Genomic DNA, 24,446 nt, shown 5'->3' on the forward strand with positions numbered 1-24,446 from the left:
CCTTCCAGCCACCCAGCTGGGACATACAATCCACTTCGGCCACGGCCGGCCCCGTTTTGTTGCCTCGAGAACAACAATTCTGCCGGGTCGGCCGTGCGCCTCTCTCCCCTCAGTTGGGAGAAGAACCGGAAAAAAGGGGCCGCCGCCGGCGCGGCGGCCCCTCCGGTCATGACACCCGGCGCAGGGCGTCAGAACTCGTAGCGCAGACCCAGCATGTAGCGCGGCTCCTGGTCCACCAGGCGCACCATCTGGTTCTTCGAGCGGGCGTGCCAGCGGATGTCCTCGCCGGTCAGGTTGATCACCTCCAGCGACAGCGTCAGCTTGTCGTTGAAGCTGTAGGCCACGCTGAGGTCGATCTGGTCGTACGCCTCGACGAAGTACGGGTTGCGGTTGTTGCCGTTCTGGTTGGCCGCCAGCAGGTACTTGTCGCGCCAGTTCCAGGCCAGGCGCGCCGACCAGCCGTACTTCTCGTACATCAGCACCAGGTTGGCGGTGTCCGACAGGCCGGTGAGGGCGAACACATCCTCGCCCGGGTCGGCAGCCCGGTCGATGCCCACATCGCCTTTGACGATGGTGTAGTTGGCCAGGACGCCGAAGCCGGTGTCGCCGAAGAAGTACTGGCCGCCGATCTCCCAGCCGTGCAGGCGCGCCGAGCGCTGGTTGACCGGGCGGTTGACGTCGAACATGTACAGCGGGTCGTCGGCCTCGCCGAAGATGTCGAAGCGCGACTCCATCTCCAGCACCTGCGCGCTGGAGCCGTTGTACGCGGCCAGGCCACCGGTCGCCGCCTCGTTGCGCAGCATCGCCAGGGCGGTGAACAGCGTGGTGTAGTTGCCCACGCAGGCCTCGCCCGGGTCGTTGCCGGCCGCCAGCACCTGGGCCTCGCACTGCGCGCTCTCCAGGAACGCCAGGGCGGCCTGCGCGTCGGGGCCGGAGGTCGGGTCGGTGATGCCGTACAGGTTCTGGCGGACCACGCTGTTGCCGATGAAGTTCTTGACCCGCTTGTTCCAGTAGGTCACACCCACGAAGCTGGACGGGGCGAAGTACCACTCCACGCCCAGGTCGAGGTTGTCGGACTCCAGCGGCAGCAGGCCCGGATCCTGCGCGCTGCCGGCGCCGCGGAACTGCTCGCCGAACAGGATCGATCCGGACGGCGCGCCCGGCACCGGGCCGGCATACAGGTTGCCGTACGGCGGACGGGCGATGGTCTTGCTGAACGAGGCCCGGCCCTTCAGGTCCGAGGTGAAGTCGATGCTGAAGTCCAGGTTCGGCAGGACGTAGCTGTAGCTGCCCTTCTCGCTGAACGGCTGCGCCTCGTCCGATGCGTCGATGGTGAAGTCGTTGTTGGACATCCAGCGGATCGCCCGCGGAATCTGGATCACCGAGGTGGAGGTCACGTCGGTCTTCTCGTAGCGCACGCCGACCACGGTGTAGGTCGGGAAGTTGCCGAGCTGGCCCTCCTGCTCCCACTGGACGTAGATCGCCTTGCTCTCCTCCTCGACCAGGTTGTTCTGGTCGTAGACGGTGCGCACCTTCGAGCTGATCTGGTCGCAGTCCGGCCACACCGCCGGGGCGGTGCCGCTGGCGCAGGCCGACTCGGCCCAGCGCGCCAAGGCGCTGGCGTCGCCGCGCCAGGCGTGCGGCGAGCCGCCACGGGTGCTGAAGTCGCTGAACAGGCCGGCGATGTTGATCCGGTGCAGCAGATCGGTCATGCCCTGCACCTGGCCGGCATCGTCCACGCCCCAGTTGCCCAGGGTCATCAGGTGGGCGTGGCCGTCCACGTTCAGCCGGCGCATCTTGGTCTGCGACCCGTCGGCGCCGAACACGAAGCGGCCGTTGTCGAAGTTCAGCTCGCCCTCCAGACGCCCCTGCTTGATCTCGGTCTCCTGCCGCGTGGCCCAGATGCGCATGATCTGCGAACCGAGCTGCGACGGCTCGAAGGCCGGATTGACGATGCCGTTGGTGTTGGCCAGGGCATCGGCCGTGGTCGGGTACAGGGTATTGGACATGATCGGCAGGCCGCCGCTGAACCAGTACTCCTGCGCCCAGTTGTTGTTGTTGCGGTCGGGGGCGACGCCGGCGAAGCTGAACGCGGTGGAGCTGCCGCCGGTGATCGGATCGTTGGGCAGGCTCTTGGTCTTGGTGTTGTGCGCGTCGAAGTGGACGGTGAAGCGGTCGTTCACGTCCCAGCGCATGTTCAGGCCCAGCGAGTCCAGCGTGTACTTCTGCTCGTCGCGCTGCTGCTCGAAGCCGAAGTCCTTGCCGGAGCCGGCGATGTCGCGGATGTAGATCGGCGTGGCGACCTGCGGATCCCCGTCGAAGGTGACGTGGGTCAGGCTGTTCTGCAGCCACATGGTCTGCTCGCCGCGTTGCGACGAGATCTCGTTGCGCGAGTAGGTGTAGTCCAGGGTGAAGGTGAACGCGTCGGTCGGGGCGAACTGCAGCACCGCCTGGGCGTTGGTGCGCTCGCGCTCGAAGTCCTGGAATGCGTAGCGCAGGTCGTTGGGCATGGAGTACAGCTGGCCGACCTGCGGGGCGTTCTCGATCACCGCGCCGGGGCGGAAGCGCGAGTCGGACCCGGTCCAGCGCGCCACGTTCCAGGTGTTCTCGGTGGCCTGCACCGAGCCGCCGTGGCGCTTCTGGTAGCTGGCGCTCAGGCCGACGCCCCAGACCTTGTCCGGGTTGGCGTAGCTGAAGATGCCGGACACCTCGGGCGTGATGTCGCTGCCGAAGACCTGCGACTCGTCCGAGACCGCCTTCACGCCGGCGCTGGCCACCACCTCGCCGCCCCGGTGGTTGAACGGCCGGTCGGTGAGAATGTCGATGGTGGCGCCGATGCCGCCGGAGGGCACGTTGGCGCGGCCGGTCTTGTACACCGTCACGCCGGAGATGGCCTCGGCCGCCAGCTGCGCGAAGTTGAAGCCGCGCACGCCCGAGCCGACGCCGCCGATCTCCAGGGCGCCGCTGCCGAAGCCATCGGCACCCGGGATCTGGCGGCCGTTGAGGGTCACCATGTTGAAGTCCGAGCCGAATCCGCGGGCGGTGACCTGGGCGCCCTCGCCGTCGCGACGCTCGATCGAGATGCCGGTGATGCGCTGCAGCGACTCGGCCAGGTTGGTGTCGGGGAACTTGCCGATGTCCTCGGCGGAGATCGCGTCCACGATGCCCGGCGTGTCGCGCTTGATGTTCATGGCGTGGTCCAGCGAGGAACGCATGCCGGTGACGACCACGGTGTCCAGGGTCGTCGCATCGTCCTGCTGGCGGGCATCCTGGGCGTAGGCGGGATTGATGATGATGGCGCCGCCGACGATGGTGAACATCGCCTTCGACCTGAAGCGGCGGCGGGTCTTGTGCTTCTGGCTCATTGGGCTGTCCTCAGCGCTCGTCGTGGTGGGCGCCGGCCGGCGCGCCTGGCTTGGCCGTCCGCGGCGCGGACGCTGCTGTCACCTCGCTGGATGACAGCGCAAGACATCGGTTCGGGCAAAAACTCATCTGCAAACCCTCCCTCCTGAGTTCAAACACTGGTGGATGTCTTTGCCCCGTGGGGGCGGCGGTTTACTTCCCCGCCTTCAGGTGAGCCGGAGCCGGCATGGGCTCCGTTTACTTCACGGCCGGCAAAACAGAATCCGGCCGAAAAAACATCCGTGCATCCCGTCTGCGTCCGTCGTGCTCCCAATCCGTCCGCGCGCAGCCGCCAAACACAGGCCTGATAACGCTATCAGCTCGAATTGCGCGCACTGTTAGCACGCACCCCCGGGGGTGTCACTGTGCGGCGCAACACAATTTTTACAGTTTCCCAGGCAACGATCGGGAATGTTTCAGCGCTTGTTTCATGACACCGCAGGACATGACATTCCATGTGGCCATGGTGAATGTCCGCGCGCATATTTCCACACGGACTTAACATTTATGTCCCGACAAACCGGCCGCTTCCGCGCCTGGCGGACGGCTGGCGAAACGGATGCCGAAACCCGGCCCCGGGCGTGTTCGATGCGGTGCAACATGCCTGCGCGAGCGGCAGGCCACCCGTGCCCGGGCGGCGACGGGCCAGGCGGTTCAGCGGCGCCGCAGGCGGCTGCGCAGCGCGGCCAGGGCGAAGTGGGCCCAGATCGCGGCGAACACCGCCGCGCGGGTGAGCGGGCCGCGGCGCGCGGCCTCGAAACGGCGGAAGTAGCGCCACAGGCCGCGGTGCTTGTGCCATTCGACGAACAGCGGGCGCGCGCGGCTGGAAACGCCGCGCACGTGCAGCACCGCCACATCGTTGGCCACCGCCACCCGGGCACCCGCCTGGCGCGCGCGGCGGCACAGGTCCAGGTCCTCCGCGTGCAGCCGGTAACCCTCGTCGAAGCCGCCGATGCGCTGGAACAGCGCGCGCGGCACCAGCATCAGCGCGCCGGAGACCGCGTCGACCGGCTGCAGCGCCAGCGCCGGATCGCGCGGCACCTCCAGGCGCGTGCCCGCCGCGGGATTGCGCAGCATGGCCGCGAAGTCCGGATCGCGCCGGCGCGCCGCGCCGTCGTACACGCCATCCTCGCCATACAGGTCCGCGCCCAGCAGCACCTCCCCGCCCAGCGAGACGGCGTGGGCGCGCAGGCGCACCAGGGTGTCCGGCTCCACCTGCAGGTCGGGATTGACGAAGGCCAGCCACGGCGCGGCCGAGGCCGCCGCGCCCTGGTTGCAGGCCACGGCGAAGCCCGGGTTGTCCGGGTTGGCGATGAAGCGCACCCGCGGATCGGCCAGGGCGTGGCGCTGCACGATCTCCAGGGTGGCGTCGGTGGAGGCGTTGTCCACCACGCGGATCTCGGCCACGTCCGCGGCCGCACGCAGGCGGGCCAGACAGGCATCGATGGTGCCGGCACTCTGGTGGCTGACCACCACCGCGGCGATGCCGCCGTTGGCCGTGCTCATGCACGCCCCTCCGCGGCGGCGAACAGATCGTGCTGCGGGCTGTCGCGCAGCACCTCGTGCAGACCGGCCAGGCGCTGGCGCAGGGCGTGCAGCGGGTCGTCCATGAGGAAGCCGGCCAGACGCGGATGCCAGGCCGGCCACCGCGCGGCCAGCCGCTCCATGTCGCCGTCGGCCGGGCACCCCTCGGCGCCACGGGCGACGAAGGCCGTCTCGCACAGCACGTTGCGCCAGCCCAGGCCGGCCAGGCGCAGGGACAGGTCGATCAGCGCCGCGTACCAGGAGGCGAAACTGGCCACGTCCAGACCGCCGGCCATGCGCCGGGCGCGGCCACGCAGCGCCACCGCGTGGGTGATCGCCGCCGGCAGTTCCGGATGCACGGGCGCCAGCGCCGCGCAGGCCTGCGCGGTGAGGGCGGGGTCGGCCGGCGGCGGGGCGATCTCGCCCAGGCGCGGCCAGCTGGCCGCCTCGCCGGCATTGCTCCAGGGCGTGGCGGTGGCGATGGCGGCATCGCGGGCCAGGCAGGCGGCCAGCTGCGCCAGCCAGCCGGGCAACGGCTGCGCGTCGGCGGCCAGCACCACCACGTCGGCCTCGCCGCAGGCCTCGAGCATCTGCTGCAGGTGCGCCACCTCGCCCACCGGCCGCGGCCGCCGGGTGTACTCGGCGCGCAGCCGGGTGCGCTTGAGCCAGCGCTCGACCAGGGCCACGCCGCGCGGGCCGGCGGCGGCGTCATCGGCCAGCCACACCGGCGTGCCGGCCGGCGTGGCCGCATCCAGCGCCGCCAGGCAGGCATCGAGGGCGTCCTCGTCGGTGCCGAGCGGCAGCAGGACGATGGGCAGGTCGCTCACGGGCGGCGGGATCTTCGTGTCGGGCAACGGCGCAGACTTTAACAGGCGCCGCACGCCCTCCTGTAGGCGCACGCGGCGACGCGACGGACGCCTCCGGTCATGTCGCGCGGGGTGCCTCCAGGCGCGGCGGTCAAACGCCGGCGCCGGGTGCGCCGGCCGGATCGCCGCTGACGCGGCTCCTGCAGATGACGCGCGGCCGGACGCTGCCCTGCCGGGCGCCTCCGCATGTGGGGGGGCCGAGCGCCGTGCCCGCCCCGCGCCGTGCGCACGGGGCGGGCGGCCGGGTCAGCCGACCCAGACCCGGGCGTTGCGGAACATGCGCATCCAGGGCGAGAACTCGCCCCACTCGGCCGGGTGCCAGCTCAGGTTGACCGTGCGCAGCACCCGCTCCGGATGCGGCATCAGGATGGTGGCGCGGCCGTCCTCGCTAGTCAGGCCGGTGATGCCGTCGGGCGAACCGTTCGGGTTGAGCGGGTAGCGGGTGGCCACGTTGCCGTCGCCGTCCACGTAGCGCAGCGCCACGCGCGCGGCGGCCTGGTCCACGGCCGAGTCGAACTCGACGCGGCCCTCGCCATGCGCCACCGCCACCGGGATGCGCGAGCCGGCCATGCCGCGCAGCAGCACCGACGGCGACTCCACCACCTCCAGCAGCGCGGTGCGCGCCTCGAACTGCTCGCTGCGGTTGCGCAGGAAGCGCGGCCAGTGCTGCGCGCCGGGGATGATCCCGCGCAGTTGGCTGAGCATCTGGCAGCCGTTGCACACGCCCAGCGAGAAGGTGTCCTCGCGGGCGAAGAAGGCGGCGAACATCTCGCGCAGCGCCGGGCGCTCCAGGATCGAGGTGGCCCAGCCGCGGCCGGCGCCGAGCACGTCGCCGTAGCTGAAGCCGCCACAGGCGGCCAGGCCCTTGAAGCCGTCGAGGGTGATGCGGCCGGCGATCAGGTCGCTCATGTGCACGTCCACGGCTTCGAAACCGGCGCGGTCGAAGCCGCGCGCCATCTCCACCTGGCCGTTGACGCCCTGCTCGCGCAGGATGGCCACGCGCGGGCGCGCGCCGGTGGCGATGAACGGCGCGGCCACATCCTCGTCCGGGTCGAAGGCCAGCTTCGGCTTCAGGCCCGGGGCCTCGAAGTCGCGCGCGACCTCGCGCTCCTCGTCGGCGCTGTCGGGGTTGTCGCGCAGCCTCTGCATGGCGTGGGTCACCGACCACCAGGCGTCGAACAGCTCCTCCCAGCGCCACTCGGCCAGGCGGTGGCCGTCGCGCATGACCCGCACCACCGGGCGCGCGGTCGGGCGGGCGATGCGCTGTGCGCACTCGGTCAGGGCATGGCGCTCGACCAGGTCGGCGAAGGCGGCACGGTCCTCGTCGGCCACCTGCACGATCGCGCCCAGCTCCTCGTTGAACAGGGTGCGGAACGGGTCGTCGCCCCAGCCGTCGAGCACGATCTCCAGTCCCTGGCGCGAGGCGAAGGCCATCTCGCACAGGGCGGCGAAGGCGCCGCCGTCGCTGCGGTCGTGGTAGGCCAGCAGCAGGCCGGCCTCGCGCGCGTCGCGGATCAGTTCGAAGAAGGCGCGCAGGCGCTGCGGATCGTCCAGGTCCGGCACCGGGCCGGCGAAGGCCGGCAGGCCGTCGCCCTGCGCGTGCACCTGCGCCAGCACCGAACCGCCCAGGCGCTGGCGGCCGCCGCCCAGGCCGATCAGCCACAGGTCGCTGTCGCGGCGCGGGGCCAGCAGCGGGGTCAGCTGCGCGCGCACGTCCGCCACCGGGGCGAAGGCCGAGACCACCAGCGACACCGGCGAGACCGATTTGTGGGTGGTGCCGTCGGCCTGCCACTGCGCCTGCATGGACAGCGAGTCCTTGCCCACCGGGATGGCCAGGTCCAGCTGCGGGCACAGCTCCATGCCGACCGCGCGCACCGCGTCGTACAGCAGCGCGTCCTCGCCCGGGTGGCCGGCGGCGGCCATCCAGTTGGCCGACAGCTTGACCGTGTCCAGCGAGCCCACCGGGGCCGCGCACAGGTTGGTGATGGCCTCGCCCACCGCCATGCGCGCGGCCGCGGCCGCGTCCAGCAGGGCCAGCGGGGTGCGCTCGCCGATGGCCATGGCCTCGCCGGCCACGCCGTCGTAGTCGGCCAGGGTGATGGCGCAGTCGGCCACCGGCACCTGCCAGGGGCCGACCATCTGCTCGCGCGCGGTCAGCCCGCCGACGCTGCGGTCGCCGATGGTGACCAGGAAGTTCTTGGACGCGACCGTGGGATGGGCCAGCACGCGCAGGCCGGCCTCGCGCAGGTCCAGCCCGGCGGTGGACAGCGCCGGCCAGCGCGGCGCCGGCGGATGCGCGGTGTCGCGGTGCATCTTCGGCGGCTTGCCGAACAGCACGTCCATGGGCAGGTCGATGGCCGCGTCGGCCGGGATCGCGTCCACCCTGGCGCCCCAGCCGACCACCAGGCGCTCCTCCGCGGTGGCGGTGCCAACCACGGCGAACGGGCAGCGCTCGCGCTCGCACAAGGCGGCGAACTCGGCCAGCCGGTCCTGGGGCACGCCCAGCACGTAGCGCTCCTGCGACTCGTTGCACCACAGCTGCATGGGCGACAGCGACGGGTCGTCGCTGGGCACCTTGTCCAGGTCGATCACGCCGCCCACGCCCGAGTCGTGCAGCAGCTCGGGGATGGCGTTGGACAGGCCGCCGGCGCCCACGTCGTGGATGCACAGGATGGGGTTGGCCTCGCCCATGGCCACGCAGCGGTCGATGACCTCCTGGCAGCGGCGCTCCATCTCCGGGTTGTCGCGCTGCACGCTGGCGAAGTCCAGGTCCTCGCTGCTCTGGCCGGAGGCCACCGAGCTGGCGGCACCGCCGCCCAGGCCGATCAGCATGGACGGACCGCCCAGCACCACCACCGCGTCGCCCGGGGAGAGCTTCTTCTTCTGCACCTGGATGCGATCGATCGCGCCCAGGCCGCCGGCCAGCATGATCGGCTTGTCGTAGGCGCGCACCAGGCGGCTGCCGTCGGCGTCCTCGCCCTCCGGCAGCTCGAAACTGCGGAAGTAGCCCAGCAGGTTGGGCCGGCCGAACTCGTTGTTGAACGCCGCGCCACCCAGCGGACCGTCGAGCATGATCTCCAGCGCCGGGGCCATGCGCGGGTTGAGCGGGCGCTCGCCCTCCCATGGCCGCGGCAGCGTGGGGATGCGCAGGTGCGAGACGGTGAAGCCGGTCAGGCCGGCCTTGGGCTTGCCGCCACGGCCGGTGGCGCCCTCGTCGCGGATCTCGCCGCCGGCGCCGGTGGAGGCGCCCGGGAACGGCGAGATCGCGGTCGGGTGGTTGTGGGTCTCCACCTTGATGCAGAAGGCCGACGGTTCCACCGGGCCGGTGCGGTAGACGCCGTCGTGGCCCGGGCGGTAGCGCGCGGCCGGGTAGCCCTCGATCACCGCGGCGTTGTCGCTGTAGGCCGACAGGGTGTGCTGCGGGGTCTGCTGGTGGGTGTGCCGGATCATCCGGAACAGCGAGCGCTCCTGCGGCTTGCCGTCGATGGTCCAGCTGGCGTTGAAGATCTTGTGCCGGCAGTGCTCGGAGTTGGCCTGCGCGAACATCATCAGCTCCACGTCCGAGGGCTGGCGACCCAGCTCGGCGTAGCGCGCGCGCAGGTACTCGATCTCGTCCCCGGCCAGGGCCAGGCCCAGGCGCCGGTTGGCCTCCTCCAGCGACTCCAGCGGGATGCGCTCCAGCCGCCCGCGCGGCGGCACGGCGAAGAGCGCCTGCGCGGCCTGGCGCGAGTCCAGCAGCGACTGGGTCATCGGATCGTGCAGCAGGCGCGCCACCGCGGCCTGCGCGGCCGGATCCTGCGGCCAGCCGGCCAGGTCCAGGCGCATGCCGCGCTCGACCCGCGCCACCGCCAGGCCGGCGCCCTGCAGCAGCTCGGTGGCCTTGCTCGACCACGGCGAGCGCGTGCCCAGGCGCGGCACCACGAAGCGGGAGCAGGTGCCCGCGGCGGCCGGGGCCGGCGTCTCCTGCGCCTGCAGGATGCGGCACAGGGCCTCGGGGTCGGGCCGCCCGTCGCCGGGCTGGACGAAGTAGACGTACCAGGCGCCTTCGATGCGAAGGCCGGGGACCAGGGACTGCAGACGGGATTCAAGCCGCTGCCGGCGGAACGGCGAAAGGGCAGGCGCGCCCTCGAGGACGATCATGTCCGGGAAAGTCGCAGGGAATGGCCGGCCATTGTAACGGAGCCGGCCGCCGGGCACCCGGCGGCCGGGTGGCGGGCCGCGCGGCGCGGCCCCGCGGGGCCGGCGCGCGCGGCCGTTGCGGCCTCAGCGGCCGCCGGCCTGGCCGTCCGCGCCGGCCAGACGGTCCAGGGCGGCGCGCAGCTGCGCCGGCGGCACGTAGCCGCCCAGCTGGGTGCCGTCGGGCGCGAACACCGCCGGGGTGCCGGTCACGCCCACCCGCTGGCCGAGGGTGTAGTGCATCGCCACCGGGCTGGTGCAGTCCTTGCGCGGCACCGGCTTGCCGCTCTTGGCGTCGGTCAGGGCTTTGCGGCGGTCGGCCGCGCACCAGACCGAGACCATGTTGCGGAAGCCCTCGCTGGCCATGCCCATGCGCGGGAAGGCCAGGTACTCCACGGCGATGCCCAGGCGGTTGTACTCGGCGATGTCCTGGTGCATGCGCCGGCAGTACCCGCACTCGATGTCGGTGAACACCGTCACCGTGTACCTGGCGTTGGGCGGAGCGAAGACGATGCGCTCGCCGGCCGGCACCGACGCCAGCAGGCTGCGGCGGTACTCCATCAGCCCGGCGCTGGCGGCCGGCTGGCGGGTCTGCAGGTCGAAGGGCTGGCCCTGCATCAGGTAGCGGCCGTCGTCGGACACGTACAGCACCTGCCCGTCCAGCAGGATCTCGCGGAAGCCCGGGAACGGCGCCGCGCCCACGTAGTCCGGCTGCACGCCCGGCATCAGCTGGCCGAGGGCCTCGCGCACCCGGGCCTCGGGCGAGCCGGCCGGTGCCGCCCTGGCGGCGGCCGCGGGCTGGGCCGGGGACGGCTGGACCGGGGACGGATCGGCGGGCTGCGCGCAGGCGCCGAGGCTCATGGCGCCCAGCAGCGCGGGGGGGAAGGAACGGGACATGTCGGGACACCGTCAGGGAGGTTGGGCGAAGTTTCGCATATCGCACCGCCCCGTCCCGCCACCGGGCCGCGGCCGGCCGCCCCGCCCTGCGGTTGCGGTTCAGCCGCGCGGGTGGTGGCGCGCGTGCAGCTGCCGCAGCTGCTCGTTGGCCACCCGGGTGTAGATCTGGGTGGTGGACAGGCTGGCGTGGCCCAGCAGCAGCTGCAGGGCGCGCAGGTCGGCGCCGCGGTTGAGCAGGTGGGTGGCGAAGCTGTGGCGCAGCCCGTGCGGGGTGACCGTGCGCGGGTCCACCCCGGCCGCGGCGGCATGGCGCTTGAGCGCCTGCCAGAAGGCCTGGCGGGTGGGCGCGCGGCGCGCGGCGGTCAGGAACAGCGGCACCTGGCCGTCCGGCCCGGCCGGAACCGGGCGGGTCCCGGCCAGCACCGGGCGGGCCTGCTCCAGGTAGCGCTGCAGCCAGTGCTGCGACTCCTCGCCCAGCGGCACCAGGCGCTCCTTGCCGCCCTTGCCCAGCACCCGCACCCCGCCCTGGCGCCGGTTGACCGCGTTGGCCGGCAGGCCCCCCAGCTCGCTCACGCGCAGGCCGGCGGCGTACATGAGCTCGAGCATGGCGCGGTCGCGCAGGCCCTCCAGCGTGGCGGTGTCGGGCGCGGCCAGCAGGGCGTCCACCTCCGACTCGGTGAGCGCCTTGGGCAGCGGCCGCGGCACCCTGGGCGGGTCCAGCAGCGCCGCCGGATCGTCCGCGCGCGCGCCCGAGCGCCCCAGGTGGCCGTAGAAGGCGCGCAGGCTGGCGCGCAGGCGGGCATTGCTGCGCGGGTGGTAGCCCTGACGCGCGCGCCAGGCCAGGTAGTCAAACAGGGCCTGGCGGTCGGCACCCTCCAGGCCGCCACCGGTGCCGTCGCGCCAGCGCGCCAGCTGCTCCAGGTCGCGCCGGTAGGCCTCCAGGCTGCGCCGGGCCAGGCCCTGCTCGGCCCAGGCGGCGTCGAGGAAGCGCTGGATGGCGCGCGCGTCGGCCTCGCGCAGCGGCGGCAGCGCGCGGGCCAGCTGGCGGCGTTCGGCGGTGGTGCGGGCCTGGGCCATCGGCACAGGATAGCCCGGCGCTGCCGCTATCCTGTTGCGCATGGAAAACACCGCCGCCGACACCACGCCCGAACGCCCGCGCGCCCTGCTGGGCTGGCGCCTGCTGGCGCTGTTCTACGACCTGTGGCCGGTGGTGGCGCTGTGGTTCCTGACCGCGGTGCCGTTCGTGCTTCTGGACGTGGTCCTCAGCGGCGACACCCGCCACAACATCGCCCCCCTCAGCCCGCTGTGGTGGCTGCTGTGGCTGGCCTGCTGGGCGGTGGCCGGGCTGTACGCCACGCTCAGCTGGCGCCACGGCGGGCAGACCCTGGGCATGCGCCCGTGGCGGATCCGGGTGGTGGCGCGCGACGGCGGGGCGCCCGGCCGGGGCGCGGCCTGGCTGCGCTTCGCGGTGGCCACGCTGTCGCTGGCCGCCGGCGGCTTGGGCTTCTGGTGGGCGTGGTTCGACCGCGAGCACCTGACCTGGCACGACCGCGCCAGCGGCACGCGCGTGCTGCGGGTGCCGAAGCGGCGCTGAACGCTCAGCCGGACTTGCGCCGGAACAGCAGCCAGGAGATGCCCAGCATCAGCACCGGCGGCAGCGCGTAGGCGATGCGGTAGTCGAAGCGGAACGCGCCGGCCAGGCGGCCGAACTGCATCTGCAGCAGCATGAAGCCCAGGGCGAAGATGATGCCCAGGAACAGGCGCTTGCCCATGCCGCCGCTGCGCAGGCTGCCGAAGGCGAAGGGCACCGCGGCCAGGCACAGGGCCAGCACGTTCACTGGGTAGAACCAGCGGCTCCAGTAGGTGTCCTCGTACTCGCGCGCGTCCAGGCCGTTGCGCTGGCGGTACTCGATGCTGGCCTGCAGGTCGGCGGCCGAGAGGTTGCGCGGCCGGGTCACGCCGGCGGCCAGGGCGTTGGGATCCAGCTCCGACTCCCAGCGCTGCTCGGCCGCCTCGGTGCGGCGCGCGTGGTCCTCGCCGAACTCGATCCGGCGCACGTCCAGCAGGCGCCAGCCGCTGCTGTCGTGCACCGCCATGCCGGCGCGGGTCAGCGAACGCAGGCGCCCCTCCCCGTCCACCTGGTACAGGCGCACATCGCGCAGCTCCAGCACGCGGCGGCCGCCCTCGATGCGCTCCTGGCCGTCCACGGCGTTGAGGAAGGTGTCGCCCTCGCGCGCCCACAGGCCGGAGTAGCGGGCCATGGCCACGTTGTTGTTCTTGGCCGCCAGCTTGAGCTGGTCGGCCTGGCGCTGGCCCCAGGGGGCCAGGGTCTCGCCGTTGACCACCATCAGCCCGGTCAGCAGGACCAGCGCCGCCACCACCGACACCGACAGCCGCCGCCGCGACAGGCCCAGCGCGCGCAGCGCGGTCAGCTCGGAGGTCGCCGCCAGCTGGCCCAGGCCCAGCAGCGAGCCGATCACCGCCGCGTAGGGGAAGATCGTGTAGGCGCGGCGCGGCACCGACAGGGCCACGTAGACCAGGGCGGTGGGGAAGTCGTAGCTGCCCTTGCCCAGGTCGCCCAGCTGCCCGGACAGGGCCATGACCACGTCCAGGCCCACCAGCACCGCCCAGGTGAGCAGGACCGTGGCCAGCACCACGCGGCCGATGTAGAGGTCGTGCAGGCGCGGACGCCAGGGCCGGCTCATGCCACCGCCCCCCGGCGCCGCCGCGGCAGGCGCCCGTCACGCAGGTACAGCCAGGCGGCCAGGGCCAGCAGCGGCAGGGTCAGCCACCACAGCCCGGCCGCCGCCGGCAGGCGCCCGTCGGCCAGCATGCGCACGCCGATGAACATCAGGTTCACGCCCACCAGGTAGGCCAGAAAGCCCAGCAGCAGGCGGCCGTAGCGCTGCTGGCGCGGGGCACTGCGCGCCATCGGCACGGTCAGCAGGGCGAAGCCCAGAGCCAGCAGCGGCGGGGCCAGGCGCCGGTGCAGCTCGGCCGCCGCCTCCGGGCGGCCGTTGCCGAACAGGTCGGTGGTCGGCAGCAGCGCCGGGGCGTCCTCGTCCGGGGGCTCGGCCCGGTCCGGCAGGGCCAGCTCGTTGATGGCGTAGCGCATCAGGCGGAAGTCCAGGCCGCCGTCCAGCGGGCCTTCGACCCGGTGGCCGTCGCGCAGCTGCAGGTAGCGCTCGTGTTCGCCGGCCAGCTCCAGGGTGCCGGTGCGGGCGGTGGACACGTCCACGCGGCCGTCGCGCTCGCGCTGGGTGAAGATGCCCTGCAGGGTGGTGCCGTCCTCGCTCATGCCGTCGATGTAGACGATCCCGCCCCCCGGCAGGGTGGTGAAGCGGCCCGGCTCCATGCCGGCCACGATCAGGCTGCGGTTGGCCTGCTCGACCATGCGCACCGCCGCCCGGTCGGCCCAGGGCCCCAGCCACAGCGAGCAGGCCCCGACCACCGCCACCACCGGCAGCACCGCCAGCAGCAGCGGCCGCAGCAGCCGCCGCGGGCCCACGCCCACGGCGTTGAGCACCGCCATCTCCGAGTCCCGGTACAGGCGGGCCACGGCCAGCATCAGGCCCAGCATCAGGGCCAGGGGCAGCACCAGCGGCAGGTAGACCAGCAGCTGCAGACCCAGCTGGGACAGCAGCAGGCGTGCCGGAATGCCGCCGTCGGCGACCTCCCCCAGCACGTCCACCAGCACCCCGCCCAGGCTGACGGTCAGCAGCACGATCAGCGTCGCCAGGAAGCTCTGGACGAAGTCGCGCAGCAGGTAACGGTCGAGCTTCGGCATCGGGCGGGCCAGTCCTATAAACTCTTGGATTCGCTTGCGGACGCCCGCCGCCGGCCGGCGGCCGGAATGGGCGAATCCGTGATTGTACGTACCTGCCCCCGGAATCTGATCAATGGCCCTGCAATTCACCCTGAACCGCGACGCCGCGCCTGCGGCCGCCTTCGACTGCGTCATCGCCGGCGCCTTCGCCGACAAGACGCTCACGCCCGCGGGGCAGGCCATCGACGAGGCCAGCGGCGGCCGCCTGCGCGCCCTGCTGGAGCGCGGCGACCTCAGCGGCCGCACCGGCCGCAGCCTGATGCTGCACGACCTGCCGGGCGTGACCGCCCCGCGCGTGCTGGTGATCGGCCTGGGCGAGCCGGCCAGGTTCGGCGTGCCGCAGTACCTGAAGGCCGTGGCCGACGCGGTGCGGGCGCTGAAGACCGGCCCGGCCGGGCGCGCCCTGCTGACCCTCAGCGAGCTGGCCGTGCCGGGCCGCGACGCCGCCTGGAACGTACGCCAGGCAGTGGTGGCCGCCGACCACGCCGCCTACCGCTACACCGCCACCCTGGGCCGCAAGCAGGACGAGCCGGGCCTGCGCGAGCTGGCCATCGCCGGCGAGGACGCCGGCGCCCTGGCCCAGGGCCAGGCCATCGCGGAGGGCGTGGCCTTCACCCGCGAACTGGGCAACCTGCCGCCGAACATCTGCAACCCGGCCTACCTGGCCGAGCAGGCGCAGAAGTTCGCCGCCGCCCACGAGGGCGCCGAGTGCGAGGTGCTGGACGAGGCCCAGATGCAGGCCCTGGGCATGGGCGCGCTGCTGGCCGTGGCCCGCGGCTCGGCCAACCGCCCGCGCCTGATCGTGCTCAAGTGGAACGGCGGCGGCGACGCCAGGCCCTACGTGCTGGTCGGCAAGGGCATCACCTTCGACACCGGCGGCATCAACCTCAAGACCCAGGGCGGCATCGAGGAGATGAAGTACGACATGCTCGGCGCCGGCAGCGTCATGGGCACGTTCGTGGCCGCGGTGAAGATGAAGCTGCCGCTGAACCTGGTGGTGGTCGCCCCGGCGGTGGAGAACGCGATCGACGGCAACAGCTACCGCCCGTCGGACGTGATCACCTCCATGTCCGGCAAGACCATCGAGGTCGGCAACACCGACGCCGAGGGCCGCCTGATCCTGTGCGACGCGCTGACCTACGCCCAGCGCTTCGAGCCGGCCGCGCTGGTGGACGTGGCCACCTTGACCGGCGCCTGCATGGTCGCCCTGGGCCACTTCGCCACCGGCCTGATGAGCAAGCACGACGACCTGGCCCAGGAGCTGCTGGACGCCGGCGAGCACGTGTTCGACCGCGCCTGGCGCCTGCCGCTGTGGGACGAGTACCAGACCCTGCTGGAGTCCAGCTTCGCCGACGTCTACAACATCGGCGGCCGCTGGGGCGGCGCCATCACCGCCGGCTGCTTCCTGTCGCGCTTCACCGAGGGCCAGCGCTGGGCGCACCTGGACATCGCCGGTTCGGCCAGCGAGGAAGGCAAGCGCGGCATGGCCACCGGCCGCCCGGTCGGCCTGCTGTGCCAGTGGCTGCTGGACCGGGCGCACTGACCGCGCCGCCATGCCCCGCGCCGACTTCTACCTGATCGCCAGGCCGCGCTTCGCGGAGCAGCCGCTGCTGCTGGTGTGCGAGCTGGCGCGGCGCGCCTGCGACACCAACCAGTGGACGGTGATCCTGGCGCGCGACCAGGCCCAGGCCGAGGAGCTGGACGACCTGCTGTGGGCGTTCGACCCGGACGCCTACATCCCGCACCAGATCGCCGGCGACGAGGAGGACGAGCTGACCCCGGTGCTGATCGTCCCGCCGGAGCTGGAGACCCCGCAGCGCCCGCTGGTGATCAACCTGCGCGACGGCGCCTACACCGCCCCGTGCGAACGCGTGCTGGAGGTGGTGCCGGCCGACCCGGCCGCGCGCGGCCCGCTGCGCCAGCGCTGGCGCGAGTACCAGGGGCTCGGTTACGAGCTGCACAAGCACGACATGTGACCATGCGCCTGCTGATCGCCCTGCTCCTGCCCTGGCTGGCCTTCTTCACCATCGGCCGTCCCTTCGCCGGCCTGCTGTGCCTGCTGCTGCAGCTGACCGTGCTGGGCTGGGCGCCGGCGGCGATCTGGGCCGCCTACGCGGTCGGCCAGTACCGCACCGACCAGAAGATCCGGCGCGCGCTGCGGGCGCGCGCCTGACCGCCACTTCCCGGAAAACCTCCCGATGACCACCCTGCCCCCCGGCTACGAACCCAAGGACTTCGAGTCGCGCCTGTACGCGGAATGGGAAGCCTCCGGCTGCTTCCGCCCCAGCGGCCAGGGCACGCCCTACTGCATCCTGCTGCCCCCGCCGAACGTGACCGGCACCCTGCACATGGGCCACGCCTTCCAGCACACGCTGATGGACGCCCTGGCCCGCTACCACCGCATGCGCGGCTTCGACGTGCTGTGGCAGATGGGCACCGACCACGCCGGCATCGCCACCGAGATGGTGGTCAGCCGCAACCTGGCTGCCGAGGGCAAGGGGCAGACCCGCGACTCGCTGGGCCGCGAAGGCTTCATCGCCAAGGTCTGGGAGTGGAAGGCCACCTCCGGCGACACCATCGAGCGGCAGATGCGCCGCATGGGCGCCTCCGGCGACTGGTCGCGCAGCACCTTCACCATGGACGAGATGTCGTCCCGGGCGGTGGTCGAGGCCTTCGTGCGCTGGTACGAGGACGGGCTGATCTACCGCGGCCAGCGCCTGGTCAACTGGGACCCGGTGCTGAAGACCGCCATCTCCGACCTGGAGGTGGAGAACGTCGAGGAGGACGGCTTCCTCTGGTCGATCCGCTACCCGCTGGCCGACGGCGCCACCTACGAGCACGTCGAGCGCGACGCCGACGGCAACGAGGTGCTGCGCGAGGTGCGCGACTACCTGGTGGTGGCCACCACCCGCCCGGAGACCATGCTGGGCGACACCGCGGTGATGGTCCACCCGGAGGATCCGCGCTACCCGGGCCTGGTCGGCAGGGAAGTGGTGCTGCCGCTGACCGGTCGCCGCATCCCGGTGATCGGCGACGAGTACGTGGACCGCGAGTTCGGCACCGGCGTGGTCAAGGTGACCCCGGCGCACGACTTCAACGACTACCAGGTCGGCCAGCGCCACGGCCTGCCGGTGATCAACATCTTCACCCCGGAGGCGGCGCTCAACGACAACGCCCCGGAGAAGTACCGCGGCCTGGACCGCTACGAGGCACGCAAGGCCATCCTGGCCGACCTGGAGGCCCAGGGCCTGCTGGTGGAAACCAGACCGCACAAGCTGCAGGTGCCGCGCGGCGACCGCACCGGCCAGGTGATCGAGCCGTACCTGACCGACCAGTGGTTCGTGCGCATGGACGCGCTGGCCCGCCGCGGCCTGGAGCTGGTCGAGTCCGGCCAGGTGCAGTTCGTCCCGCCCAACTGGATCAACACCTACCGCCACTGGATGGAGAACATCCAGGACTGGTGCATCAGCCGCCAGCTGTGGTGGGGCCACCGCATCCCGGCCTGGTTCGACGAGGCCGGCAACTGCTACGTCGGCCGCAGCGAGGCCGAGGTGCGGCAGAAGCACGGCCTGGGCGCCGAGGTGGCCCTGCGCCAGGACCCGGACGTGCTGGAGACCTGGTTCTCCTCGCAGCTGTGGCCGTTCTCGACCATGGGCTGGCCGGACCCGGAGAAGATGGCCGAGCGCGGCTTCGACCGCTACCTGCCGTCCAGCGTGCTGGTCACCGGCTTCGACATCATCTTCTTCTGGGTGGCCCGCATGATCATGGCCACCGACTACTTCACCGGGAAGGTGCCGTTCCGCGACGTGTACATCACCGGCCTGATCCGCGACAAGGACGGCCAGAAGATGTCCAAGTCCAAGGGCAACGTGCTCGACCCGCTGGACATCATCGACGGCATCTCGCTGGAGGACCTGGTCGCCAAGCGCACCCGCGGCCTGATGCAGCCGAAGATGGCCGAGAAGATCGAGAAGGCCACGCGCAAGGAGTTCCCGGACGGCATCCCGGCGCACGGCGCCGACGCGCTGCGCTTCACCTTCGCCGCGCTGGCCAGCCACGGCCGCGACATCAAGTTCGACCTGGGCCGCGCCGAGGGCTACAAGAACTTCTGCAACAAGCTGTGGAACGCCACCCGCTTCGTGCTGATGAACACCGGCGGGGCGCAGTTCGCCGGCGCGCCACAGCCGCGCACCGACGCCGAGAAGTGGATCCTCTCGCGCCTGGCCGCGGTGGTGGCCGAGGCGCAGACGCAGTTCGCCGCCTACCGCTTCGACCTGCTGGCGCAGGCGCTGTACGAGTTCGCCTGGAACGAGTTCTGCGACTGGTTCGTGGAGCTGGCCAAGCCGGCGCTCAACGGCGGGGACGAGGCCGCCGCGGCCAGCCCCCGCCACACCCTGCTGTACGTGCTGGAGGCGCTGCTGCGCCTGCTGCATCCGCTGATCCCGTTCGTCACCGAGGAACTGTGGCGGCAGGTGGCCCCGCGCCTGGGCATCGAGGGCGCCTCGGTGTCGCTGCGCCCGTACCCGCTGCCGGAGGACTTCGACGTGGCCGGCTGCGCCGGCGCGGCCGCGGACGTGGACTGGTTCCGCGCCATGGTCTCGGCCCTGCGCCGCGTGCGCAGCGAGCTGGGCGTTTCGCCCTCGCGCCAGGTGCGCCTGCTGCTGCAGGGCGGCGACGCGCAGGACCACGCCCGGGTGGAGCGCTTCGACGCGCAGCTGCGCTTCCTGCTGCGCCTGGAGGCGATCGAGGCGCTGCCGGCCGGCCGCGAGCCGCCGCCGGCGGCCGCGGCCGTGGTCGGCGAGCTGAAGCTGCTGGTGCCGCTGGAAGGCCTGGTGGACCTGGATGCCGAGCGTGCCCGCCTGGACAAGGAGATCGCGCGCGTGGCCGCGGAGAAGGCCAAGAGCGAGGCCAAGCTCGCCCGATTCACCGAGAAGGTGCCGCCGGCCGTGGTCGAGCAGGAGCGCCAGCGCCTGGCCGACTGGACCACCAAGCTCGCCGCCCTGACCGGACAGCGCGCGCGGCTGGGCTGATCCGCCGCGCCACATGCCCGCCGGCGCGCACATGGCGCCCGGCGGGACAGCTTTCCCGCTGTCCGGGCACACGACGCGCCACCGGACGTGGCCGGTGACCCATGCCCGGGCCGCCCTCCCCGGCCAGCCCGCCGCTTTCCTGCAACGCCGGCCGGGTCGCCGCGGACACGGCGACGCGACGGACATTTCCGGTCACGTCGCACCCGGGCCGAGGGCGCTCCAACCATGGCGGTTGAACGCTGGCACCACGCACGGCGCCCGGGTGACGTGCCTGTGGGAGCCGCGTACGCGGCGACGCGACGTACCTGTCCGGTTGCAACGGACGCTCCTGCGCCGAGGGCGCCTCCAACCGGACCGGTTGAACGCCGGTCCCGGCTGCGCCGGCCGGGTCGCCGCGGACGCGGCTGCCCCACGATGCGCGGTGACGCGACAACCCCGGCCATTCGCGGCGGATGCACCCGCCTGGGGGGCCTGGAACGCGGGAGGGGGCGAACGCCGGCCCCGATGCAAGGCCAGACCCGGGCCATCCGCGGTCAGCGCGGCGGCATCCCGGCTTCGCCGGCGTCGGGGAGCAGCTCCATCGCCATCACGATGGCGTCCTCGCGGCCGTTGTGCGCCGGGTAGTAGCGCGGGCGGCGGCCGATCTCGTTGAAGCCCTCGCTGTGGTACAGGGCCAGGGCCGGCGGGTTGGACGGACGCACCTCCAGGAAGATGCGCTGTGCGCCGCGGTCGCGTGCCATGCGCAGCAGGGCCCGCAGCAGGTACCGGCCCAGCCCGCGCGACTGCCGCTCCGGCGCCGTGCACAGGTTCAGCAGGTGCGCCTCGTCCGCGGCGATGCTCATCACCCCGTAGCCCACCGGGGTCTCCCCCTCCAGCGCCAGCAGGGCCGGATAGCCGGCCAGCAGGCAGTCGTGGAAGATGCCGCGGGTCCAGGGGAACGGATAGGCGCGGCGCTCGATGGCCATGACCGCGTCCAGGTCGGCCTCGCGCATGGCGCGCAGCCGCCAGGTCGGCGGGGACAGCTCGCGGTAGGCCGCCACGCTCATGGCCGCCGCCTCCGCAGCGCGCGCAACTGCGGCCAGAACGCGCGCTTGGCCGCCGGATCGCCGCGCAGGGCCTCGACCGGCCAGGTCTCCATCAGCGCCCGGGGGGCCGGATCGGCCGGATCCAGGCCCGAGGCGCGCAGCAGGGCCAGCTGCAGGCGGTCCGGCACCGGCGGCGGACGCCGCGTGGCCGGGCCCCGCGGCGCCGGGCCGGTCTCCATCGCCGCGGGCGGCGGCGCGGCAGGCGCGCGCCGGGCCGGCGCGGCCGGGCGCGGTTCGGCCGGTTCCGGACGCCAGGGCGGCCGGCCGTGCTCCTCCTCATGCACCGGCGGCGCCTCGCGCGCCTCGGTCAGGAGCGCCTGGTCCCCGCCGCCGAGCCGGTACACGGCATACCCCAGCGCCTGCAGCCAGCGCCGCTGCTGCGGGCTCCAGGGCGAGGCGGCGGCGTTCACGATACCGGCTCCGGACGGCGCACGCGGTGCCACAGGGCCAGCACCGGCCCGGACAGGGCGTACAGCACGCCCACGCCCAGCAGCGCGCGCGGCAGATCGATCACCAGCACGGCGATCACCACCGGCACGATCAGCAGCATCGCGAAGGAGACGCGGTCGCCGCCGGCGCCGGTGCCCTTGAAGCTCCAGTAGCGGATGCGGCTGACCATCAGCAGCGCGGCGGCCAGGGTCACGCCCAGGGCCACGTAGCGCAGCTCCTCGCCGCTCCAGCCCAGCTCGCCGTCGGCGAAGGCCCAGACGAAGGACATCATCAGCCCCGCCGCCGCCGGGCTGGCCAGGCCCACGAACCACTTCTTGTCCACGATCCCGACCTGGGTGTTGAACCGGGCCAGGCGCAGCGCGGCACAGGCCGCGTACAGGAAGGCCACCGCCCAGCCGACCCGGCCCATCAGCCCGCCATCGAACTTCAGCGCCGACAGCGACCAGTGGTACATGACCAGCGCCGGCGCCAGGCCGAAGCTGACCAGGTCGGCCAGGGAGTCGTACTGCACGCCGAACTCGCTGCTGGTGCCGGTCAGGCGCGCCACCCGGCCGTCGATGCCGTCGGCCAGCGCGGCCACGAACACGGCCACGGCGGCGGCCGTGAACCGGCCGTTGGCCGCGGCGATGATCGCGTAGAAGCCCGCGAACAGGCCGCAGGTGGTGAACAGGTTGGGCAGCAGGTAGATGCCCCGCGAGCGCGGCGGAGGGGTCTGGGATTCCATAGGACGCCCAGTGTACGGCCCGGCCGCCCGCGGCGGAACGCACCGATGGCGCTTGCCAGCCCTGCGCCGGGGTGCTGCAATCGGCGGGCCTGTACCGGTCCACGCCGTGGAGAGCCATCGATGCGCATCCTTGCCCGCACCTGCCTGCTGATCCTGACCGCCGGCCTGTGCGCCGCCGCCTGGGCCGGCAACGTCTACCGCTGGAAGGATGCCAACGGCGTCACCCACGCCTCGGACCGGCCGCCGCCGGGCCAGCGCTACGAGACCCGGCGGGTCGCGGCCGACCCCGACGCCGCGCCGGCCCAGGCCGCGCAGCAGCCGGCCGAGGATCCCCGCTGCACCACCGCCCGCAGCAACCTGGCGCTGCTCGACCAGGCCGGCACCGAAGTCCAGCAGGACGTCGACGGCGACGGCAAGCCCGACCGCACCCTGGATGCGGAGGAGCGCGCGGCCCAGCGCGAGCTGGCCCAGGCCGCCATCAAGGCCTACTGCAGGTAGGCGGTCCGGCGCGGCGCCCCGCAGGCCACGGCCCCGGCCGTGGCCTTTTCCGTGCGCCCGCCCACCGGATCGCCGCCGCGGACGGGGCCGGGCGGCCGCCGCCGCCGGCGTCGGCCCCAGAAGCCGCCCCATTGCTGGCAAAATGTCCGGTTCCCGTCCCGGACCGATGCCGCGATGCGCCTGTCACGCTTCCACCTGCACACCACCAAGGAAACCCCGGCCGACGCCGAGCTGGTCAGCCACAAGCTGATGCTGCGCGCCGGCATGATCCGCAAGCTGGCCGCCGGCCTGTACACCTGGTCGCCGCTGGGCCTGCGCGTGCTGCGCAAGGTGGAGCGGATCGTCCGCGAGGAAATGGACCGCGCCGGCGCCATCGAGCTGCAGCTGCCGACCATCCAGCCGCGCGAGCTGTGGGAGGAGACCGGCCGCTGGGAGAAGTTCGGCGGCCAGCTGCTGAAGATCCGCGACCGCAAGGAAGCCGAGTACTGCTTCAGCCCCACCGCCGAGGAGGCGATCACCGACTACGCGCGCCAGGAGCTGAGCAGCTACAAGCAGCTGCCGGTGAACTTCTACCAGATCCACACCAAGTTCCGCGACGAGATCCGCCCGCGCTTCGGCGTGATGCGCGCGCGCGAGTTCCTGATGAAGGACGCCTACTCCTTCCACGTCAACGACGCGGACCTGGTGCGCGAGTACGAGAACATGAAGGCGGCCTACACCCGCATCTTCACCCGCCTGGGACTGCAGTTCCGCGCGGTGCAGGCCGACTCGGGCGCCATCGGCGGCGATGCCTCGCAGGAGTTCCACGTCCTGGCCGACTCCGGCGAGGACGCCATCGCCTTCTCGACCGGCTCGGACTACGCGGCCAACGTCGAGGCCGCCGTGGCCGCCGGGCCCGGCCCGCGCCCGGCCCCGGCCGAGGAGCTGCGCAGGGTCCAGACCCCGACCCAGAAGACCTGCGAGGAGGTGGCCGCGCTGCTGGGCATCCCGCTCTCGCGCACGGTCAAGTCGGTGGCCGTGATCGCCGGGGACGGCAGCTTCGTCCTGGCCCTGGTGCGCGGCGACCACGCGGTCAACGAGATCAAGCTGGGCAAGGTGCCGGGCGTGGGCGAATACCGCATGGCCGGCGAGGCCGAGATCCTCGAGCACCTGGGCTGCGAGCCGGGCTTCCTCGGCCCGCTTGGCCCGCGCAAGCCGGTGCGCGTGGTCGCCGACCGCGAGGTGGCGGCCCTGGCGGACTTCGTGATCGGCGCCAACGAGCCGGGCTTCCACCTGACCGGCGTCAACTGGGGCCGCGACCTGCCCGAGCCGGACGCGGTGGCCGACATCCGCAACGTGGTCGAGGGCGACCGCGCCATCGACGGCGGCCGGATCCGCCTGGCCCGCGGCATCGAGGTCGGCCACGTGTTCCAGCTCGGCCGCAAGTACTCCCAGGCCATGGGCTTCACCGTGCTGGACGAGAACGGCAAGGCCGTGGTACCGACCATGGGCTGCTACGGCATCGGCGTCTCGCGCATCGTCGCCGCCGCCATCGAGCAGAACCACGACCAGGCCGGCATCATCTGGCCCGAGCCGATGGCACCGTGGACCGTGGCCATCTGTGTCATCAACCCGAAGAAGGACCCGAAGGTTGACGAGGCCGCCGAATCCCTGCTGCAGGAGCTGAAGACCGCCGGCGTGGATGCCGTGCTGGACGACCGCGGCCTGCGCCCGGGCGCGATGTTCGCCGACATCGAGCTGATCGGCATTCCGCACCGCGTGGTGGTTTCCGAGCGCGGCCTGGCCGCCGGCACGTTCGAATACCGTGCCCGCCGCGCCAGTGAATCCGAGGCCCTGGACCGCGCGCAGCTGCTGCAGCACCTCGGCGTCGCCTGAAATCCGTGACCAACGGCACATGCCGCCTGCCGGAAACGGCCGGCGGCATTTGTTTTTGCGCGGATTTTCCGCCGGTTTCGGCGCGATCCACAC

At 72.6% G+C, this 24,446-nt stretch carries 18 protein-coding genes; 7 read left to right on the plus strand and 11 right to left on the minus strand.

Annotated elements, in window-relative coordinates:
• Positions 1 to 188 precede the first annotated feature (188 nt).
• From CR938_RS05980 to xerD, 6 genes are all read right to left on the minus strand, one after another.
• Positions 189 to 3,365 (minus strand): TonB-dependent receptor, encoded by a 3,177-nt coding sequence (locus CR938_RS05980; RefSeq protein WP_162124125.1) that lies wholly within the window; start codon positions 3,363 to 3,365, stop codon positions 189 to 191.
• A 691-nt stretch (positions 3,366 to 4,056) separates the two neighbouring features.
• Positions 4,057 to 4,908, minus strand: coding sequence for a glycosyltransferase (locus tag CR938_RS05985; RefSeq protein WP_162124126.1), 852 nt, complete (start codon positions 4,906 to 4,908; stop codon positions 4,057 to 4,059).
• Positions 4,905 to 5,753, minus strand: a complete 849-nt coding sequence (locus CR938_RS05990) for a glycosyltransferase (protein ID WP_162124127.1) — start codon at positions 5,751 to 5,753, stop codon at positions 4,905 to 4,907. Before CR938_RS05990 ends, CR938_RS05985 begins: the two co-directional genes overlap by 4 nt.
• Before the next feature lie 285 nt (positions 5,754 to 6,038).
• Positions 6,039 to 9,932 carry a phosphoribosylformylglycinamidine synthase gene (gene purL, locus CR938_RS05995; protein ID WP_162124128.1) on the minus strand — a complete coding sequence of 1,298 codons (3,894 nt, stop codon included), beginning with the start codon at positions 9,930 to 9,932 and terminating at the stop codon, positions 6,039 to 6,041.
• A gap of 123 nt (positions 9,933 to 10,055) precedes the next feature.
• Positions 10,056 to 10,865 carry a thioredoxin fold domain-containing protein gene (locus tag CR938_RS06000; protein WP_162124129.1) on the minus strand — a complete coding sequence of 270 codons (810 nt, stop codon included), beginning with the start codon at positions 10,863 to 10,865 and terminating at the stop codon, positions 10,056 to 10,058.
• A gap of 99 nt (positions 10,866 to 10,964) precedes the next feature.
• Entirely contained in the window at positions 10,965 to 11,942 is a 978-nt protein-coding gene (gene xerD, locus CR938_RS06005; protein WP_162124162.1) for a site-specific tyrosine recombinase XerD, read from the minus strand.
• Between the two features lie 40 nt (positions 11,943 to 11,982).
• Here xerD and CR938_RS06010 point away from each other — a divergent pair, with 40 nt between their 5' ends.
• Positions 11,983 to 12,459: an RDD family protein gene (locus CR938_RS06010; RefSeq protein WP_162124130.1), complete on the plus strand. Its 477-nt coding sequence runs from the start codon at positions 11,983 to 11,985 to the stop codon at positions 12,457 to 12,459.
• Positions 12,460 to 12,463: 4 nt separating this feature from the next.
• On the opposite strand, the gene lptG is transcribed toward CR938_RS06010, so the two are convergent.
• The gene (gene lptG / locus CR938_RS06015; RefSeq protein WP_162124131.1) at positions 12,464 to 13,570 is read right to left on the minus strand and encodes an LPS export ABC transporter permease LptG; all 1,107 of its coding nucleotides are present in this window, start codon (positions 13,568 to 13,570) and stop codon (positions 12,464 to 12,466) included.
• On the minus strand, positions 13,567 to 14,652 hold the full coding sequence (gene lptF, locus CR938_RS06020) for an LPS export ABC transporter permease LptF (RefSeq protein ID WP_162124132.1): 1,086 nt from the start codon (positions 14,650 to 14,652) through the stop codon (positions 13,567 to 13,569). Before lptF ends, lptG begins: the two co-directional genes overlap by 4 nt.
• 112 nt (positions 14,653 to 14,764) lie before the next feature.
• On the opposite strand from lptF, the gene CR938_RS06025 reads away from it, so the two are divergent.
• From CR938_RS06025 to CR938_RS06040, 4 genes are read left to right on the plus strand one after another with little or no spacing between them, the layout of a single operon-like run.
• Entirely contained in the window at positions 14,765 to 16,234 is a 1,470-nt protein-coding gene (locus CR938_RS06025) for a leucyl aminopeptidase (RefSeq protein WP_162124133.1), read from the plus strand.
• Between the two features lie 10 nt (positions 16,235 to 16,244).
• Complete coding sequence (locus CR938_RS06030; RefSeq protein WP_162124134.1) at positions 16,245 to 16,667, plus strand: DNA polymerase III subunit chi; 423 nt, start codon at positions 16,245 to 16,247, stop codon at positions 16,665 to 16,667.
• Positions 16,668 to 16,669: 2 nt separating this feature from the next.
• Positions 16,670 to 16,864, plus strand: a complete 195-nt coding sequence (locus CR938_RS06035; RefSeq protein ID WP_162124135.1) for a YqaE/Pmp3 family membrane protein — start codon at positions 16,670 to 16,672, stop codon at positions 16,862 to 16,864.
• Between the two features lie 25 nt (positions 16,865 to 16,889).
• Positions 16,890 to 19,721 (plus strand): valine--tRNA ligase, encoded by a 2,832-nt coding sequence (locus CR938_RS06040; RefSeq protein WP_162124136.1) that lies wholly within the window; start codon positions 16,890 to 16,892, stop codon positions 19,719 to 19,721.
• A gap of 533 nt (positions 19,722 to 20,254) precedes the next feature.
• Here the strand turns inward: CR938_RS06040 and rimI are convergent.
• The 3 genes from rimI to pssA are packed head-to-tail and all read right to left on the minus strand — an operon-like array spanning position 20,255 to position 21,980.
• Entirely contained in the window at positions 20,255 to 20,767 is a 513-nt protein-coding gene (rimI, locus tag CR938_RS06045; RefSeq protein WP_162124137.1) for a ribosomal protein S18-alanine N-acetyltransferase, read from the minus strand.
• Complete coding sequence (locus tag CR938_RS06050; RefSeq protein WP_162124163.1) at positions 20,764 to 21,219, minus strand: hypothetical protein; 456 nt, start codon at positions 21,217 to 21,219, stop codon at positions 20,764 to 20,766. Before CR938_RS06050 ends, rimI begins: the two co-directional genes overlap by 4 nt.
• On the minus strand, positions 21,213 to 21,980 hold the full coding sequence (pssA, locus tag CR938_RS06055) for a CDP-diacylglycerol--serine O-phosphatidyltransferase (protein ID WP_162124138.1): 768 nt from the start codon (positions 21,978 to 21,980) through the stop codon (positions 21,213 to 21,215). Before pssA ends, CR938_RS06050 begins: the two co-directional genes overlap by 7 nt.
• 120 nt (positions 21,981 to 22,100) lie before the next feature.
• Between pssA and CR938_RS06060 the strand changes: the two genes are divergently transcribed.
• Together CR938_RS06060 and CR938_RS06065 are read left to right on the plus strand one after the other, a co-directional pair.
• Positions 22,101 to 22,478 carry a DUF4124 domain-containing protein gene (locus tag CR938_RS06060; RefSeq protein WP_162124139.1) on the plus strand — a complete coding sequence of 126 codons (378 nt, stop codon included), beginning with the start codon at positions 22,101 to 22,103 and terminating at the stop codon, positions 22,476 to 22,478.
• A 174-nt stretch (positions 22,479 to 22,652) separates the two neighbouring features.
• Entirely contained in the window at positions 22,653 to 24,353 is a 1,701-nt protein-coding gene (locus tag CR938_RS06065) for a proline--tRNA ligase (protein ID WP_162124140.1), read from the plus strand.
• The last annotated feature ends 93 nt before the right edge of the window (positions 24,354 to 24,446 follow it).

The sequence above is a fragment of the Pseudoxanthomonas taiwanensis genome (assembly GCF_010093135.1).
In the GTDB taxonomy this organism is placed as follows: domain Bacteria; phylum Pseudomonadota; class Gammaproteobacteria; order Xanthomonadales; family Xanthomonadaceae; genus Pseudoxanthomonas; species Pseudoxanthomonas taiwanensis.

What these genes read in the sequence shown, in the direction of transcription:
- CR938_RS05980 (WP_162124125.1), bottom strand. Translation starts at nt 3,365, where the DNA reads ATGAGCCAGAAGCACAAGACCCGCCGCCGCTTCAGGTCGAAGGCGATG.
- CR938_RS05985 (WP_162124126.1), bottom strand. Translation starts at nt 4,908, where the DNA reads ATGAGCACGGCCAACGGCGGCATCGCCGCGGTGGTGGTCAGCCACCAG.
- purL (WP_162124128.1), bottom strand. Translation starts at nt 9,932, where the DNA reads ATGATCGTCCTCGAGGGCGCGCCTGCCCTTTCGCCGTTCCGCCGGCAG.
- CR938_RS06000 (WP_162124129.1), bottom strand. Translation starts at nt 10,865, where the DNA reads ATGTCCCGTTCCTTCCCCCCCGCGCTGCTGGGCGCCATGAGCCTCGGC.
- xerD (WP_162124162.1), bottom strand. Translation starts at nt 11,942, where the DNA reads ATGGCCCAGGCCCGCACCACCGCCGAACGCCGCCAGCTGGCCCGCGCG.
- CR938_RS06010 (WP_162124130.1), top strand. Translation starts at nt 11,983, where the DNA reads ATGGAAAACACCGCCGCCGACACCACGCCCGAACGCCCGCGCGCCCTG.
- lptG (WP_162124131.1), bottom strand. Translation starts at nt 13,570, where the DNA reads ATGAGCCGGCCCTGGCGTCCGCGCCTGCACGACCTCTACATCGGCCGC.
- lptF (WP_162124132.1), bottom strand. Translation starts at nt 14,652, where the DNA reads ATGCCGAAGCTCGACCGTTACCTGCTGCGCGACTTCGTCCAGAGCTTC.
- CR938_RS06025 (WP_162124133.1), top strand. Translation starts at nt 14,765, where the DNA reads ATGGCCCTGCAATTCACCCTGAACCGCGACGCCGCGCCTGCGGCCGCC.
- CR938_RS06030 (WP_162124134.1), top strand. Translation starts at nt 16,245, where the DNA reads ATGCCCCGCGCCGACTTCTACCTGATCGCCAGGCCGCGCTTCGCGGAG.
- CR938_RS06035 (WP_162124135.1), top strand. Translation starts at nt 16,670, where the DNA reads ATGCGCCTGCTGATCGCCCTGCTCCTGCCCTGGCTGGCCTTCTTCACC.
- CR938_RS06040 (WP_162124136.1), top strand. Translation starts at nt 16,890, where the DNA reads ATGACCACCCTGCCCCCCGGCTACGAACCCAAGGACTTCGAGTCGCGC.
- rimI (WP_162124137.1), bottom strand. Translation starts at nt 20,767, where the DNA reads ATGAGCGTGGCGGCCTACCGCGAGCTGTCCCCGCCGACCTGGCGGCTG.
- pssA (WP_162124138.1), bottom strand. Translation starts at nt 21,980, where the DNA reads ATGGAATCCCAGACCCCTCCGCCGCGCTCGCGGGGCATCTACCTGCTG.
- CR938_RS06060 (WP_162124139.1), top strand. Translation starts at nt 22,101, where the DNA reads ATGCGCATCCTTGCCCGCACCTGCCTGCTGATCCTGACCGCCGGCCTG.
- CR938_RS06065 (WP_162124140.1), top strand. Translation starts at nt 22,653, where the DNA reads ATGCGCCTGTCACGCTTCCACCTGCACACCACCAAGGAAACCCCGGCC.